Raw genomic sequence first — 15,338 nt, 5'->3', positions numbered from 1 at the left:
CGGTGGGGTGGCGTGCCGGTGGCGGGCCCGTCGTGGCCGGGGTGGTGTGGTGCCCTTGCCGTGGCGGGCCTGCGGCGTTTGCGGGGTGGGGTGGCGGCGGGGAAACGGTGGGCTGTTGAGACTGCCAAGTGGGGGCTGCGCCGCATAGGGTCATGGTGTGGACAGGCGCATCTTCGGGCTTGAGAACGAGTACGGCGTCACCTGTACGTTCCGCGGGCAGCGGCGGTTGTCACCGGATGAGGTGGCGCGTTATCTGTTCCGCAGGGTGGTGTCGTGGGGTCGTAGCAGCAACGTGTTCCTGCGGAACGGGGCGCGGCTCTATCTGGATGTGGGGAGTCACCCGGAGTACGCGACGCCGGAGTGCGACAGTGTCGTGGATCTGGTGACGCATGACAAGGCGGGGGAGCGGATCCTGGAGGGTCTGCTGGTGGACGCGGAGCGGCGGCTTCGTGAGGAGGGCATCGCCGGCGACATCTACCTGTTCAAGAACAACACGGACTCGGCGGGGAACTCGTACGGGTGTCATGAGAATTATCTGGTGGGGCGGCACGGGGAGTTCGGCCGTCTGGCGGATGTTCTGATTCCGTATCTGGTGACGCGGCAGATCATCTGCGGGGCGGGGAAGGTGCTGCAGACGCCGCGTGGTGCGGTGTACTGCGTGTCGCAGCGGGCGGAGCACATCTGGGAGGGTGTGTCGTCGGCGACGACGCGGTCGCGTCCGATCATCAATACGCGGGATGAGCCGCATGCGGATGCGGAGCGGTTCCGGCGGCTGCATGTGATCGTCGGTGACTCGAACATGAGTGAGACGACGATGCTGCTGAAGGTCGGGGCGACGGACCTGGTGCTGCGGATGATCGAGGCCGGGGTGGTGATGCGTGATCTGACGCTGGAGAACCCGATCCGGGCGATCCGGGAGGTCAGTCATGACATGACGGGGCGGCGGAAGGTGCGGTTGGCGAACGGCCGGGAGGCGAGTTCGCTGGAGATCCAGAAGGAGTATTTCGGGAAGGCGCGCGATTTCGTGGACGCGCGCGGCGGGGACGCGACGGCGAAGCGGGTGCTGGAGCTGTGGGAGCGGACGCTGCGTGCGGTGGAGACGGGCGATCTGGATCTGGTGTCGCGTGAGATCGACTGGGTGACGAAGTACAAGCTGATCGAGCGGTATCGGCGGAAGTACGATCTGCCGTTGTCGTCGCCGCGTGTGGCGCAGCTGGATCTGACGTATCACGATGTGCATCGTGATCGTGGGTTGTATTACCTGCTGGAGAAGCGGGGGTCGGTCGATCGGGTGTCGCGGGATCTGGACATCTTCGAGGCGAAGTCGGTGCCGCCGCAGACGACGCGGGCGCGGTTGCGGGGGGAGTTCATCCGGAAGGCGCAGGAGAAGCGGCGTGATTTCACGGTGGACTGGGTGCATTTGAAGTTGAACGATCAGGCGCAGCGGACGGTGTTGTGCAAGGACCCGTTCCGGTCGGTGGACGAGCGTGTGGACAAGCTGATCGCCGGTATGTAGCGGGGGTCGGTGTGCGTGGTGTTCCGGCGCGGGGGTGTTGTGCGCGCCGGACGCTACTGGCAGGTCACCTGGGCGGTAGGGTGAGCGCGCAGTAACGCTCGTCACCCCCCGAAGGACCGTGTATGCGCCGTCGTGTTCGGTTGTTGTCCGTGGTCGTCGTGCTGGCCGCGCCGTTGGCGTTGTCCGCCTGTTCGGGCGGTGGGGTGGACGTCGATGTGAGCGGGGATTTCGGGAGGTTGCCGCAGGTGCGGTTCCCGAAGGGGGAGCCGGGTGATTCGTTCGCGGTGAAGACCGTGAAGGAGGGCAAGGGGACGGCGGCGCGCAAGGGTGATCTGGTGGTGGCCGATTATGTGGGCTACCGGTGGAACAAGGGCGGGCGGAAGCTGCTGGCGAGCAGTTACGCGAAGGGTCAGCCGGGGGCGTTCCCGACGGGTCAGCTGGTGCCGGGGTTGACGAAGGCGTTCGATGGGGCGCGGCCGGGGTCGCGGGTGGTGGCGCGGATTCCTCCGAAGGACGGGTTCGGGGATGAGGGGGATCCGAAGCACCAGGTGGGTGCGGACGACACGCTCGTGTATGTGCTGGACGTCCGGGCGGTGTATCCGCGGACGGCGGGTGCGCGGGGTGTGAAGCAGGCGCCGTTGGGTGATCCGGGGTTGCCGAGGGTGGCGGAGGCGGCGGCGGGGCAGGCGCCGGTGGTGACGATGCCGCGTTCGGCGCCGCCGCGGAAGCTGCAGGTGCGGGTGCTGGTGAAGGGGGACGGCCCGGCGGTGCGGAAGGGCCAGTTGCTGGCGTTGCAGTATGCGGGGTACTTCTGGCGGGACGGGAAGGTGTTCAACTCGTCGTGGTCGGAGGGGCATCCGTTCGGGGCGATGATCGGGACCGGTCAGGTGATGAAGGGCTGGGATCAGGGGCTGGTGGGGCAGCGGGTGGGGAGCCGGGTGCTGCTGGTGGTGCCGCCGTCGCTGGGGTACGGGTCGAAGGGCCTGGCGCAGTTCGGGATCAAGGGGAACGACACGCTGGTGTTCGTCGTGGACCTGCTGGGCGCGCACTGACGCACTGACGGCACTGACGCGCTGACCCGCACCGCGCGCCGAACGCCCAGGCTGTCCGTGGCCGGTGCGCTTTCTAAACGGGATCCTCGTTGTTCATAGAATGGCGGGGTGGAGGACATCGACGCGATCGCGCTGCTGCAGGATCCGCTGCGGCGGCGGTTGTACGAGTTCGTGGCGGCGCAGGGCCGTGAGGTGGGGCGGAACGAGGCGGCGGAGGCCGCCGGTGTGGCGCGGACGCTGGCGGCGTTCCATCTGGACAAGCTGGTGGACGCGGGGCTGCTGGAGGCGGGCAGCAGGCGGTTGACGGGGCGTTCGGGGCCGGGGGCGGGGCGTCCGGCGAAGGTGTACCGGCGGTCGGCGGTGGAGCGGGACGTGTCGGTGCCGGCGCGGGATTACCGGACGGCGGCGGGGCTTCTGGCGGAGGCGGCGGAGGCGGCCGGTCTGGACATGGAGCTTCAGGACGCGGCGCGGCGCAGGGGGAGGGCTCTGCGGGGCGGGGGCGGGCCGTGCGGGGATCTGGACGATGTGGCGGAGGTGCTGGCCGGTCGCGGGTATGAGCCTGTGCGGGACGAGGGCGGGGCGGTGGTGCGGATGCGGAACTGCCCGTTCCATGCGGTGGCGGAGCAGTTCCCTCCGCTGGTGTGCGGGATGAATCTGGCGTTGCTCGAGGGGCTGGTGGAGGGGTCGCGGGTGCGGGTCCGGATGGATCCGCGGCCGGGGTGGTGCTGTGTCGCGGCCGAACCTTCTAAAAACAACGAAGATTGACATAGAGGGGCCGGCGTGGTGAGGTGAGGCCATGAGCGAAGACGCCCGGTACCACCTCGCCCAGTTCAACGTCGCCACGCTCCACCACCCGCTGGACGATCCGCGCATGGCGGACTTCGTCGCGCTGCTGGAGCCCGTCAACGCGCTCGCCGACGGAACGCCCGGGTTCGTGTGGCGGCTGGTGGAGGAGGGGGAGGCCGACGCCACCGGGATGCGTCCCGCCGGCGAGGACGTGATCATCAACTTCTCGGTGTGGGAGTCGTCGGAGGCGCTGTGGGACTTCGTCTACCGCAGCGCGCACCTGGAGACGATGCGGCGCCGCCGGGAGTGGTTCCGGCGGCATGTGGACGCGCACCTGGTCCTGTGGTGGATCCCGGCGGGGCACGTCCCGACGGTCGGTGAGGCGCTGGAGCGCCTCGCGCACCTGCGCGCGAACGGGCCGTCGCCGCGCGCGTTCACGTTCAGCTCGTCCTACACGGCGGAGGAGGCCGCGGGCGCCGGCGAGGCCGAGCCCGCGGCCGTGTGAGGGGTCAGTCCAGCAGGGCGGCGGCGTGGCGGCCCGCGGCGGCGGCGGTGAGGAAGTACGGGAGGTCCTCGTCCAGGCGGCGGCCCATCGTGGACAGCCGGACGCCCCAGTCCTTCTCCGCGGCGCGGAGGATGTCGTGGAGGCCGTCGACGGGGACGGGGACGAGGCGGTGGCGGTCGCCGAGCGGTGCGGACTCGGCGGCGACGCGGGCGCCGAAGGGGCCGCCGAGCTCGGGGACCGGGATGTCGGCGGCGGCGAGAGCGACGCGGCCGTAGGCGGTGAGGCAGTGGTGGGAGAGGCCGAGGTGGCGTTCGCGCTTGTCGCCCTCGCTGACCCGCAGGGAGCCGACGGGGCGGCCGCCGAGCACTGACGCGGCGTTGACGGCCTCGCCGGCCGAGACGCCGGAGAACCCCCAGCGGGTGCCGGTCCCGAGGTTGCCGGGGCCTTGGGCGAGGACGGCGACGTCGGCGTCCAGGACGAGCCGCGCCGCCAGCAGGCCGGTGTGGACGGTGACGGTCTCGAGGTCGCCGCCGAACGCCTGCCCGGCGGTGACGGTGGCGGCCAGGGCGCCGGCGTCCTTCAGGCGGGCGATCGACATGGAGAACCAGGACGGCAGCGCGCCGCCGTCCGGCATGACGTACACGACGCGGGTGGACGGCCGTGCGGCGAGCAGGGCGGCCAGGATCGGCGGGAGCGCCGAGTGCAGGTCGGCGATGATGACGGGCATGCCGTCGAGGGAGTCGGCGTCGCGCAGGGCGTCGTGGTGGGGGGAGTCCTGCTCGTCGGCGCCGAGGACGGTGGCCTGCAGGGGGGTGTAGCGGGCCTTGACGAGGTGGCCGGGCCCGGCCGGGTCGGGCGGGAGCCGGTCGGGGACCGCGACGACCATGGCGTAGCCGCCGGTGCCGAGGCCCATCGCCAAGGCCGTAGTGTTGAGCAGGACGGTGTCGCCCGGCTCGGGCCGCCCCACCAGGGCGGGGTAGGCGAGGGCGCGGTGCGTGCCGTCGCCCCCGATCGAGACGTTCAGTTCGACCGCCCCGGGCCATTCACGGCGGATGTCCTCAACTGTGCCTTTGCGCCATCGGATCACACCGGGAAACGGTAGCGTCCTGGACGACGGCACGCGGGGACGATCGGCACGTCGGCCGGGCCGGGCTCACGGAGGAACGAGGTGGTGGCGAAGTGTCGCGGCGCAAGACCGAGCGGCTGCTGAACCTGGTGGTCTGCCTGCTCGCCACCCGGCGCTATCTGACGGCGGAGCAGATCCGCCGTGCGGTGCCCGGCTACCCGGACTCCGACGAGGCGTTCAAGCGGATGTTCGAGCGCGACAAGGAGGAGCTGCGCGAGCTCGGCGTCCCGCTGGAGGTGGGCAGCGACCAGCAGGGCGGCGGCGGTGAGGAGATCGGGTACCGGATCCCGCCGCAGGCCTACGAGCTGCCCGACATCCACCTGACCCCGGACGAGGCGGCGGTGCTCGGCCTCGCGGCGCGGGTGTGGCAGCGGGCGAGCATGGCGGAGGCGGCGTCGGGGGCGCTGCTGAAGCTGCGGGCGGCCGGGGTGGAGACCGACGCGGCGACGGCCGTGGGCATCGAGCCGCGCGTGAACACCCAGGACCCGTCGTTCCCGGCGCTGTGGGAGGCGGTGCGCGACGGGCGCCCGGTCGCGTTCGACTACCAGGGGATCGGCCGGACGTCGGTGGCGCGGCGGCATCTGGAGCCGTGGGGCGTGGTGAGCCGGCGGGGCCGCTGGTACGTGGTCGGGTTCGACCGGGACCGCGACGAGCAGCGGGTGTTCCGGCTGAGCCGCATCGTCGGGGAGGTCGCCGCGGACGGCCCGGCCGGGTCGGTGACCGTCCCGGACGGGGTGGACGTGCGGCGGATCGCGTTCGACTGGGGCGACCCGGTGAGCGAGCCGCGGCCGGCGGCGGTGCGGCTGCGGCGCGGCGCGGCGCAGGGCACGCGGCGGTGGGCCCGGGACGTGCGCCCGGTCGACGACCCGGAGTGGGACGGGGAGTGGGACGAGGCGGTCCTGACGTTCCGCGACGTGGACCGGTTCGCGCCGTACCTGGCGCGGTTCGCCGGTGATGTGGTGGTGCTGGATCCGCCGGACCTGCGGGAGGCGGTGATCCAGCACCTGAAGTCGGTGCTGGCCGCCGCCGGCGGGCACCCGGCGGGCGGTCACGCGGACCTGGGGGAGATGAACGGCCGATGACGGCGAAGGCGGCCGCGAAGACGGCGGCGACGACGTCCACGGACCGGCTCGGGCGGCTGCTGGCGCTCGTCCCGTACGTGGTGAACCGCGACTCGGTGGCGCTCGGCGAGGCCGCCGCCGCGTTCGGGGTGACCGAGAAGCAGCTGATCGACGACCTGAACCTGCTGTGGTGCGTGGAGCTGCGGGCGCCGGACCCATACTGCCCGATCGACCTGTCCTACGAGGGCGGGGAGATCACGGTGGCGGAGGCCGAGTCGATCGCGCGGCCGCTGCGGCTGAAGGTGGACGAGGCGAGCGCGCTGCTGGTGGCGCTGCGGATGCTGGCGGGGATCCCCGGCCTGGACGACCGGGACGCGCTCAGCCGCGTGATCGCGAAGCTGGAGAGCGCGGCGGGCGCCGCCGCGGCGGTGTCCAGCCAGGTCGCGGTGGAGGTCGACACCTACGGCGGCACGGCGGACCCGGCCCGCACCGCGGTCGGGGTGCTGCGGGACGCGATCGCGGCCGGCCGCCGCGTCCACCTGACCTACTACGTCCCGGCGCGGGACGAGAACACCGAGCGCGACGTGGATCCGATGCGGCTGCTGGTCGTGGAGGGCAACACCTACCTGGAGGGGTGGTGCCGCCGGGCGGAGGCGGTGCGGCTGTTCAAGCTGGACCGGATCGCCGACCTGTCCGTGCTGGACGTCCCCGCGCAGGTGCCGGACGACGCGGAGCCGATCGACGTGGACGCGGGCCTTTTCCGCCCGTCGCCGCAGGACGAGGCGGTGACGCTGGAGCTGTCCCCGCGCGGCCGGTGGGTCGCCGACTACTACCCGTGCGAGAGCGTGGAGGAGCTGGGGGAGGGGCGGCTGCGGGTCGTGCTGCGCACCCCCGACCCGCGCTGGGTGCGGGGCCTGGCCCTGCGGCTCGGCGACCAGGGCCGTGTCGTGGCGCCCCCGCACCTCGCGGACGGCGTCCGCGAGGACGCACTCCAGGCCCTGGCCCGCTACGGCCTCGCTTAGGCGAAGCGAACCGGGGTCGTCCCCCACAGGGCACGGGCCGGAGCGGCAGCGAACCGGGGGTGTGAAGGGTCATCCGCTGCCAGGGCTTGGGCGTGAACGCTAGCGAAGCGGTGCGGGCCTGGGTGGTGGCGGCGCTGGCGTGGGCGTGGGCGTGGGTGGGGCGGATCGGATAGCGTGGCGGCGTGTCGTGGGTCTCGGTGTCGGTTTCGCTCGGTTTCGCCGGTATGGCCGTGCTCGCCTGGTGCGCGTTCAAGGTGTGGCTGGGCGTGCGGCGCTTCGGGCGTGAACTGGAACGCACCAGGCGCCGGCTGGAGCCGAAACAGTCGGCGCTGCGCGATGAACTGTCCCGTCTCGATGAGGCTCGGTCGTCACAACCGCCCGGGTAGGGCGTACGATCGTCCTGAACGGGCCCCTGCTGAAGAGGATTGACATGGCTGGACTTGGCACGACCGAGATTCTGATCATCCTTGCGGTCGTCCTGCTGCTGTTCGGGTCGACGAAGCTTCCGCAGCTCGCGCGGTCGTTGGGCAAGTCGGCGCGGATCCTGAAGGCCGAGACCAAGGGCCTGCACGACGACGAGGACGACAAGTCCGACAAGTCCGGTGAGACGGCGCAGGCCGGGCAGGGTGACGAGGCGCGCAAGGAGGCGGCGCGGCTCCGCGAGGAGGCGGCGCGGCTGGAGCGCGAGGCGGCGGCCGGAGACGGCGGGCAGCGTCCGCGCGGCGCGCTCGGCTCGGGCGAGCCGATCCAGGGCGTGCCGGTGTCGGACCCCGGCCGGATCCACAAGGGCTGACCCCGGCCCCGCCCCCCGATTCCTGTCGCCGAACACCGAGCCTGATTGCCCACGATGAAGCTGAGCAGGCGCGACGCCGCCCCCGACGGCCGCATGCCCCTCATGGAGCACCTCCGTGAGCTGCGGAACAGGTTGATCAAGGCGATCCTGGGTCTGCTGGCCGGTGCGCTGGTCGGGTGGATCCTGTTCGACCCGATCTGGGACTTCCTGAAGCAGCCCTACACGCGGATCCCGCCGGAGCACTGCCTGAACGGCAAGTGCGACCTGGTCGTGCACGGGATCTTCGACGGGTTCTTCATCCACCTGAAGGTCGCGCTGATCGTCGGGGCGGTCCTGTCGTCTCCGGTCTGGCTGTACCAGATCTGGGCGTTCGTCGCGCCGGGCCTGTACCAGAAGGAGCGCCGCTGGACGTACACGTTCCTGGCGGCGGCGGTGCCGTTGTTCGTGCTCGGCGGCGGGCTGGCGTACCTGACGATGGACAAGGGCCTGAAGATCTTCATCGGGCTCGCGCCGGGCGACACGACCGTGCTGGTCGGCGTGCAGGACTACCTGGGCTACGCCCAGGCGATGCTGTTCATCTTCGGGCTGACGTTCGAGCTGCCGCTGTTCGTGGTCATGCTGAACCTCGTCGGGGTCCTCACCCACGAGCGGATCCGCAGGTCCCGGCGGATGCTGATCTTCGGAGTGTTCGTCTTCGCGGCGGTCGCCACCCCCAGCCAGGACCCGTTCACCATGCTGGCGCTGGCGCTCCCGACGATCGTGCTGTTCGAGGTCGCCGAGCTCCTCGCGTTCTTCCACGACCGGCGGATCGCCCGCCGCCCCGACCCCTACGAGAGCCTGTCGGACGACGAGGCGTCCCCGCTGGACCTGGAGCGGATCGACGCCGAGCTGGAGAGGGGCGACCGCGCCGTCTGACCGACCGCGCCGTCCGACCACCGCCCGCGCCGTCCCGCCCCCGCCGGGCGGGCCGGATTGGTGGTGGGGGCCGTCGGAACCGTAGGCTCGAAGGCATGACCACCCCCGACACGACGTCGGCCGGGGAGAGCCCGGCCCAGCGGTACGCCGCCTACCGCAGGCGCACCGCGGGGCAGGGCCCGGCCCTGCTGGACTTCCGCACCCTGTACGACTTCGAGCTGGACGAGTTCCAGCTGGAGGCGTGCCAGGCGCTGGAGGACGGCAGCGGCGTCCTGGTCGCCGCGCCCACCGGATCCGGGAAGACGGTGGTGGGGGAGTTCGCCGTCCACCTCGCCCTCACCGGCGGCACCAAGTGCTTCTACACCACGCCGATCAAGGCGCTCTCGAACCAGAAGTACGCCGACCTCGTCCGCCGGTACGGGCCGGAGAAGGTCGGGCTGCTCACCGGCGACAACAGCGTCAACGGGGAGGCCCCGATCGTCGTCATGACGACCGAGGTCCTGCGGAACATGCTGTACGCGGGGTCGCAGACCCTGGCCGGCCTCGCGTTCGTCGTCATGGACGAGGTGCACTACCTGGCCGACCGGTTCCGCGGCGCCGTCTGGGAAGAGGTGATCATCCACGTTCCGGACTCGGTGCGGATCGTGGCGCTGTCGGCGACCGTCAGCAACGCCGAGGAGTTCGGCGAGTGGCTGCACGAGGTGCGCGGCGACACCGCCGTGATCGTGGACGAGCACCGTCCCGTGCCGCTGTTCCAGCACATGATGGTCGGGACCCGCCTGTACGACCTGTTCGTCGACACCGGCAAGGGCAAGGACCGGCAGGCCCGCCTGAACCCGCAGCTGACCCGGATGGCGGTGGAGGAGGTCCGCCGCGCCAAGGTCAACCAGGGGCGTCGGACGGGACGCCGCCGCGCGCCCCGCCCGCAGCGGTTCCGTCCGCCGGCCCGGCCGGACGTGATCGAGCGGCTGGAACGTGCCGGGCTGCTCCCGGCGATCACGTTCATCTTCAGCCGCGCCGGCTGCGACGCGGCCGTCCTGCAGTGCCTGCACGCCGGGATCCGGCTGACCTCCAAGGAGGAGGCGGAGGAGATCCGCGCGCACGCCGAGCTGCGCACCGCCGACATCGCGCCCGAGGACCTGCGGATCCTCGGCTACGGCGACTTCCTGGACGCCCTGCAGCGCGGTGTCGCCGCCCACCACGCCGGGATGCTGCCGACGTTCAAGGAGATCGTCGAGGAGCTGTTCACCCGCGGGATGATCAAGGCGGTGTTCGCGACGGAGACGCTCGCGCTCGGCATCAACATGCCCGCCCGCACCGTCGTGATCGAGAAGCTCGACAAGTGGAACGGCGAGGCGCACGTCGACCTCACCCCCGGCGAGTACACGCAGCTGACCGGGCGGGCCGGGCGGCGCGGCATCGACGTCGAGGGGCACGCCGTGGTGGTGTGGGGCCCGAACGTGGAGCCGGCGTCGGTCGCCGGGCTCGCCGGCACCCGCACCTACCCGCTGAACTCCAGCTTCCGGCCGTCCTACAACATGGCCGTCAACCTCGTCGGCGCCGTCGGCATCGAACGCGCGCGCACCCTCCTGGAGGAGTCGTTCGCGCAGTTCCAGGCCGACCGCGCCGTCGTCGGCCTGGCCCGCCAGGTCCACAAGAACGAGGAGGCGCTGGAGGGGTACGCGAAGGCGGCGCAGTGCCACCTCGGCGACTTCATGGAGTACGCCGCGATGCGGCGGCGGCTGTCGGACCGCGAGTCGGAGCTGTCGCGCGAGCGCGCCGGCGCCCGCCGCGCCGAGGCCGCCCGCTCCCTGGAGCACCTGCGGCCCGGCGATGTGATCATCGTGCCGTCGGGGCGGCGGTCCGGCCTCGCGGTGGTCCTCGACCCGGGCGTCGGGCGCCGCTCCGACGGCCCGGCGCCGCTGGTGCTGACCGTGAACCGGTCGGTGCAGCGGCTGTCGATCCAGGACTTCCCGCGCGCCGTGGAGCCCGTCGAGCGGATCCGCATCCCGAAGTCGTTCAGCCCCCGCAACCCGCAGGACCGCCGCGACCTGGCGTCCACGCTCCGCAACAAGGTCCCCGACGACGTCCGGGAGCGGCGGCGGGCGCGCGGCGACTCCGCCGCGACCGACGACGCCGAGATCACCCGGTTGCGCGCCGACCTGCGGCGGCACCCCGTGCACGGCTGCGACAAGCGCGAGGACCACGCCCGCTGGGCCGAGCGGTACCACCGCCTCGACCGGGAGACCGAGCAGCTCCGCCGCCGCGTCGAGGGCCGCTCCCAGGTGATCGCCCGGACGTTCGACAGGGTGTGCGCCGTCCTGCAGCAGCTCGGCTACCTCGACGGCGACTCCGTCACCGATGAGGGCCGCCGCCTCGGCCGCATCTACAACGAGCTGGACCTGCTCACGGCCGAGAGCCTGCGCGAGGGGCTGTGGGAGAAGCTCGACCACGCCGAGCTGGCCGCGTGCGTGTCCGCGCTGGTCTACGAGTCGCGGCAGCCCGACGACGCCGCCCCGCCCCGCACCCCCGGCGGGGCCGCGCAGGACGCCCTGGCCTCGATGGTGCGGCTGTGGGGGGAGCTGGACGCCGTCGAGCGCGACAACCGCGTGTCGTTCCTGCGCGAACCCGACCTGGGGTTCGCGTGGACCGCCTACCGGTGGGCCAAGGGCGACGACCTCGACGAGGTGCTGCTGGAGAGCGACCTGACCGCCGGCGACTTCGTCCGCGCCGTCAAGCAGCTGCTGGACCTGCTCGGCCAGGTCACCGACGCCGCGCCGCCGAACAGCCACCTCCGCAAGACCGCGCGGCGCGCGATGGACGCGATGCGGCGCGGTGTGGTGGCGTACTCCTCGGTCGCCTAGAACGCGTCCGGCGTGCGGCCGGCGCCGCCGCGGCCGGTGCCGCCGGGGCGGTCAGCCCGCGCGGCGCCGGGCCCGGCGGGCCGACAGGGTGCGGTCGACGCGGTAGGCCGCCAGGCGCACCAGCAGCGGCTCGGGCGGGCGCCGCAGCGGGCGGGGCGTCAGCCGGTGGGCGAGCGCGGCCGTCCGCAGCAGCGCCCCGGCCGCGCGGCGGCGGGCCGGGGTCCACGGCAGCCCGAACCCCTCGCGCAGCTCCTTCGGGAGGAGTGCGGCGGTGACCAGGCGGAACACGGCGAGCGCGGGGAACAGGGGGCGCAGCCGCCGCGGCCACAGGACGGCGGCGGCGACCTCCCTGGCGGTGCCGGTGACCTCCAGTGCCGCGAGCGTCTCGGCCATGTAGGCGCGGAACGCGGCCAGGTCCGGCGGCTGCGACTCCAGCGGGCAGCCGAGGACGTCGGCGACGATCCTTGCCTGGCGGTAGTAGGCCTCGGCGAAGCCGGGGTCGCCGCCGCCGCGCATGAGGCGCTCGTGGACGTGCAGGGCCGAGTCGATGAGGGTCGCGTTGACCCACAGCTGCAGGCCGGGGTCGTCGCCGGTGTAGCCGTCGCCGCGGACGGTGGTGTGGATGCCGCGGACCTTCGCCGCGACCCGCGCCACCTGCTCCGGCGTCCCGTAGGTGGTGATCAGCAGGAAGTCGAGCGTGCCGAACAGGCGGGCGAGGGGGCGGTCGGCGAAGTCGCTGTGCTCGGCGACGCCGCGCGCCACGGCCGGATGCGCCAGCTGCATCAGCAGGGCCCGCCCGGCGGCGAGGCCGACGAGCGGCTCGGACGCCAGCGCCCGCAGCACGTCCCGGTCGGCGAGCAGGCCGGCGAGCCGGTCCCCGGCCTCGCCGGGGGACCCCGCGCCGGGACGGGCGGCGGGGCGCTCGGTCGGGATGCGGGGTGTGGCGGGCACGGAACCTCCCGGGGGTCGGAGCCTGCCCCGCCATCCTCCCGCACCTATTGACAGACGGTCAATAACGGGGGATCCGTCTGTCCAGCCCCGAAGTTCGCCGATGATGCGAAACCGGCACGGGCCGCCACGATCCGATGCGACAATCGGGGACGCCCGGCCGCCATGAGACCGTGGGAGCCGGGCACCCCCATGTTTACCCCGAGAAAGGTCCCGACCGTGGCCATCCGCGACAAGATGCGCGCCAACGCGGCCCACGTCCTGCAGCCGGGCGAGAACATCCAGGCGGTGTTCGGCGCCCAGACGACGAGCCAGTACTTCGCCCTGATCTCGTACTGGATCATCATCTTCAGCAACGCCTACCGGGTCGTCGTGGTCACCGACCGCCGCATCCTGGTGTGCCGGTCCGGGCGGATGCGCATGACCCCCGTCAACGAGGTCCTGCGCGAACTGCCGCGCAACACCCGCATCGGCCCCCCGAGCGGCCTGTGGTGGCGGTGCGAGACGCTCGGCGAGCGCCTGTACGTCCACAAGCGGTTCCACAAGGACGTCAACGCCGCCGACGGCGTCACCGCGTCCTGACCCCGCCCGGAAAGCCGGACGAGACGCCCTCCCCGCCGCGTGGAGGGCGTCTCGTCTTTCCGGCCTCATGCCGGAGGCGGAGACGGATCGGCTTGCAGGAGGATCCGCGCCCGCACCGCCCCGCGCTAGTGTGATCGCGATCACCTGTATTCGTGATGGACGAGCCTGGGAAGAGGGCATGATCGAGGCGGAGAACCTCACCAAGCGCTACGGCGACAAGACCGCCGTGGACGACCTGTCGTTCACGGTCATACCCGGGCGGGTCACCGGGTTCCTGGGCCCGAACGGCGCCGGGAAGTCGACCACCATGCGGCTGCTGCTCGGCCTGGACCGCCCCGACCGCGGCGACGCCCGCATCCAGGGCCGCCACTACCGCGACCTGAACGCCCCGCTGCGCGTCGTCGGCGCGCTGCTGGAGGCCCGCGCCGTGCACACCGGCCGCAGCGCCTACAACCACCTGCTGTGCCTGGCGCAGACGCAGGGCATCGGCAAGAAGCGCGTCGACGAGGTCGTCGAGCTCGTCGGGCTCACCGGCGTCGCCCGCAAGCGCGCCGGCGGCTTCTCCCTCGGCATGGGGCAGCGGCTCGGCATCGCCGCCGCCCTGCTCGGCGACCCGTCCGTGCTCGTCCTGGACGAGCCCGTCAACGGCCTCGACCCCGAGGGGATCGTCTGGATCCGCACCCTCATGCAGCACCTCGCCGCCGAGGGCCGCACCGTGTTCGTCTCCAGCCACCTCATGAACGAGATGGCCGTCACCGCCGAGCACCTCATCGTCATCGGCCGCGGCCGGCTGATCGCCGACTGCTCCACCGAGGAGTTCATCGAGCGCTCGACCGAGAAGACCGTGACCGTCCGCAGCCCCGAGGCCGGGCGGCTCGCCGACGCCGTCGCGGCCGAGGGCGGCAAGGTCGCCCCGGGCGAGGACGACCTGATCACCGTCACCCACATGGAGGCGCCGCGCGTCGGGGAACTCGCCGCCGCCGAGGGCATCGTCCTGCACGAGCTCACCCCGAGCCGCGGCTCCCTGGAGGCGGCGTTCATGGAGCTGACCCGCGAGAGCGTCGAGTACGGCGCGGCCGGCGGCACCGCTCCCGCGACGGCCCCCGCGGCCGTTCCCGCGGCCCCGCCCGGAGCCGTCCCCGAAGCGCCGCCCGTCCCCGCCGAGGAGGGGGAGTCCCGATGACCACGGCCACCACCGAGCCCGCCGCGGGCGCCCAGGCCCACCCCCGGCCCGGCTTCGGGCGGCTCCTCATCGCCGAATGGACGAAGATCCGCACGGTCCGGTCCACGCTGTGGTCGCTGATCCTGCTCGTCATCCTCGACCTCGGGTTCACCGCGCTGTTCGTCGGGCTCACCGTCGCGCAGTGGGACGACATGCAGCCCGGCGACCGCGCCCAGGTCACCGCCGACCCGGTCAGCATGATCCTCGGCAGCGGGTTCTTCCTCAGCCAGCTCACCGTCTGCGTCCTCGGCGTCCTGGTGATCGCCTCCGAGTACTCCACCGGCATGATCCGCGCCAGCCTGCTCGCCGTGCCGCGGCGGCTGCCGATGCTGTGGGCCAAGGCCCTGGTGTTCTCCCTGGTCGTCCTCGTCCTCGGCATCGCCGTGTCGTTCGTGTCGTTCTTCATCGGCGCCGCCTTCCTCGGCAGCAAGGTCGAGGTGTCCCTCGGTGACGAGGGCGTGCTGCGCGCCGTCATCGGCGGCGGCCTCTACCTGGCCATGCTCGGGCTGTTCGCGCTGGCGATCGGCGCGATCGTGCGGCACTCCGCCGGCGGCATCACCGGCGTGATCGGCTTCGTCCTCGTGCTGGCGCCGCTCGCGGCGCTGCTCCCCGGCAGCATCGGCGAGCACGTTCACGCCTACCTGCCCTCCGAGGCCGGCACCCTGATCGCCAAGGCCCACCAGGGCCCCGACGACCTGCTCACCCCCTGGCAGGGCTACGGCGTGTTCACCCTGTGGACCGTCGCGCTGCTCGCCCTCGCCGCGTTCCTCCTCAAACGCCGCGACGCCTGACACCGGCCGGACCGTCCCCGCGTGAGCCGCCCGCGGGGACGGCCCCGCACCCTCATCTCCGCCCCCGAGGCCCAGCCCGGGGGCGTTTCGCAGACCTGACGTTTGCATACTGCAAAGATCCGGTCTACCGTTTGGGCAGTCGCTTTAAGCGAGTG

General features: G+C 72.4%; 15 protein-coding genes. 13 read left to right on the top strand and 2 right to left on the bottom strand.

Translation table 11 applies throughout. The features are described from left to right. The first annotated feature begins 157 nt into the window (after window positions 1-157). The 4 genes from pafA to K8Z49_RS06590 all read left to right on the top strand — a co-directional run bounded on the left by pafA (window position 158) and on the right by K8Z49_RS06590 (window position 3,859). The gene (pafA, locus tag K8Z49_RS06605; protein ID WP_021593623.1) at window positions 158-1,516 is read left to right on the top strand and encodes a Pup--protein ligase; all 1,359 of its coding nucleotides are present in this window, start codon (window positions 158-160) and stop codon (window positions 1,514-1,516) included. A 149-nt stretch (window positions 1,517-1,665) separates the two neighbouring features. Next, on the top strand, window positions 1,666-2,568 hold the full coding sequence (locus K8Z49_RS06600) for an FKBP-type peptidyl-prolyl cis-trans isomerase (RefSeq protein WP_161791041.1): 903 nt from the start codon (window positions 1,666-1,668) through the stop codon (window positions 2,566-2,568). Window positions 2,569-2,676: 108 nt separating this feature from the next. Then, the gene (locus tag K8Z49_RS06595) at window positions 2,677-3,333 is read left to right on the top strand and encodes a helix-turn-helix transcriptional regulator (protein ID WP_024935910.1); all 657 of its coding nucleotides are present in this window, start codon (window positions 2,677-2,679) and stop codon (window positions 3,331-3,333) included. Window positions 3,334-3,364: 31 nt separating this feature from the next. Next, on the top strand, window positions 3,365-3,859 hold the full coding sequence (locus tag K8Z49_RS06590) for a DUF3291 domain-containing protein (RefSeq protein WP_075022448.1): 495 nt from the start codon (window positions 3,365-3,367) through the stop codon (window positions 3,857-3,859). Window positions 3,860-3,863: 4 nt separating this feature from the next. On the opposite strand, the gene K8Z49_RS06585 is transcribed toward K8Z49_RS06590, so the two are convergent. After that, window positions 3,864-4,946 carry a DUF3866 family protein gene (locus tag K8Z49_RS06585; RefSeq protein ID WP_412517840.1) on the bottom strand — a complete coding sequence of 361 codons (1,083 nt, stop codon included), beginning with the start codon at window positions 4,944-4,946 and terminating at the stop codon, window positions 3,864-3,866. Window positions 4,947-5,038: 92 nt separating this feature from the next. Between K8Z49_RS06585 and K8Z49_RS06580 the strand changes: the two genes are divergently transcribed. From K8Z49_RS06580 to K8Z49_RS06555, 6 genes are all read left to right on the top strand, one after another. Further along, window positions 5,039-6,067, top strand: coding sequence for a helix-turn-helix transcriptional regulator (locus K8Z49_RS06580; RefSeq protein ID WP_075022447.1), 1,029 nt, complete (start codon window positions 5,039-5,041; stop codon window positions 6,065-6,067). Next, window positions 6,064-7,068 carry a helix-turn-helix transcriptional regulator gene (locus tag K8Z49_RS06575; RefSeq protein ID WP_021593629.1) on the top strand — a complete coding sequence of 335 codons (1,005 nt, stop codon included), beginning with the start codon at window positions 6,064-6,066 and terminating at the stop codon, window positions 7,066-7,068. Before K8Z49_RS06580 ends, K8Z49_RS06575 begins: the two co-directional genes overlap by 4 nt. Window positions 7,069-7,250: 182 nt before the next feature. After that, window positions 7,251-7,454 (top strand): hypothetical protein, encoded by a 204-nt coding sequence (locus K8Z49_RS06570; RefSeq protein ID WP_021593630.1) that lies wholly within the window; start codon window positions 7,251-7,253, stop codon window positions 7,452-7,454. A gap of 44 nt (window positions 7,455-7,498) precedes the next feature. Next, on the top strand, window positions 7,499-7,861 hold the full coding sequence (tatA, locus tag K8Z49_RS06565) for a Sec-independent protein translocase subunit TatA (protein ID WP_075022446.1): 363 nt from the start codon (window positions 7,499-7,501) through the stop codon (window positions 7,859-7,861). A gap of 54 nt (window positions 7,862-7,915) precedes the next feature. Beyond that, window positions 7,916-8,776: a twin-arginine translocase subunit TatC gene (gene tatC / locus K8Z49_RS06560; RefSeq protein WP_021593632.1), complete on the top strand. Its 861-nt coding sequence runs from the start codon at window positions 7,916-7,918 to the stop codon at window positions 8,774-8,776. A 95-nt stretch (window positions 8,777-8,871) separates the two neighbouring features. After that, window positions 8,872-11,640, top strand: a complete 2,769-nt coding sequence (locus K8Z49_RS06555; RefSeq protein WP_412517839.1) for a DEAD/DEAH box helicase — start codon at window positions 8,872-8,874, stop codon at window positions 11,638-11,640. Window positions 11,641-11,691: 51 nt separating this feature from the next. Here the strand turns inward: K8Z49_RS06555 and K8Z49_RS06550 are convergent, their stop codons facing one another. Beyond that, a complete protein-coding gene (locus tag K8Z49_RS06550) occupies window positions 11,692-12,591 on the bottom strand; it encodes an oxygenase MpaB family protein (protein WP_412517838.1) in 900 nt (299 codons plus the stop codon). A gap of 216 nt (window positions 12,592-12,807) precedes the next feature. On the opposite strand from K8Z49_RS06550, the gene K8Z49_RS06545 reads away from it, so the two are divergent. The 3 genes from K8Z49_RS06545 (at window position 12,808) to K8Z49_RS06535 (ending at window position 15,183) form a co-directional block, all read left to right on the top strand. After that, window positions 12,808-13,170 (top strand): hypothetical protein, encoded by a 363-nt coding sequence (locus K8Z49_RS06545; protein ID WP_021599579.1) that lies wholly within the window; start codon window positions 12,808-12,810, stop codon window positions 13,168-13,170. 178 nt (window positions 13,171-13,348) lie between these two features. After that, window positions 13,349-14,353 (top strand): ABC transporter ATP-binding protein, encoded by a 1,005-nt coding sequence (locus K8Z49_RS06540; protein ID WP_412517837.1) that lies wholly within the window; start codon window positions 13,349-13,351, stop codon window positions 14,351-14,353. After that, window positions 14,350-15,183 (top strand): ABC transporter permease, encoded by an 834-nt coding sequence (locus tag K8Z49_RS06535; RefSeq protein ID WP_075022443.1) that lies wholly within the window; start codon window positions 14,350-14,352, stop codon window positions 15,181-15,183. Before K8Z49_RS06540 ends, K8Z49_RS06535 begins: the two co-directional genes overlap by 4 nt. Window positions 15,184-15,338: the final 155 nt, after the last annotated feature.

It is taken from the genome of Actinomadura madurae (assembly GCF_047130825.1).
Taxonomy (GTDB): Bacteria; Actinomycetota; Actinomycetes; order Streptosporangiales; family Streptosporangiaceae; genus Spirillospora; species Spirillospora madurae.
The sequence above is the reverse complement of the archived record's forward strand: the minus strand, read 5'-3'. Positions and strand labels throughout refer to the sequence as shown.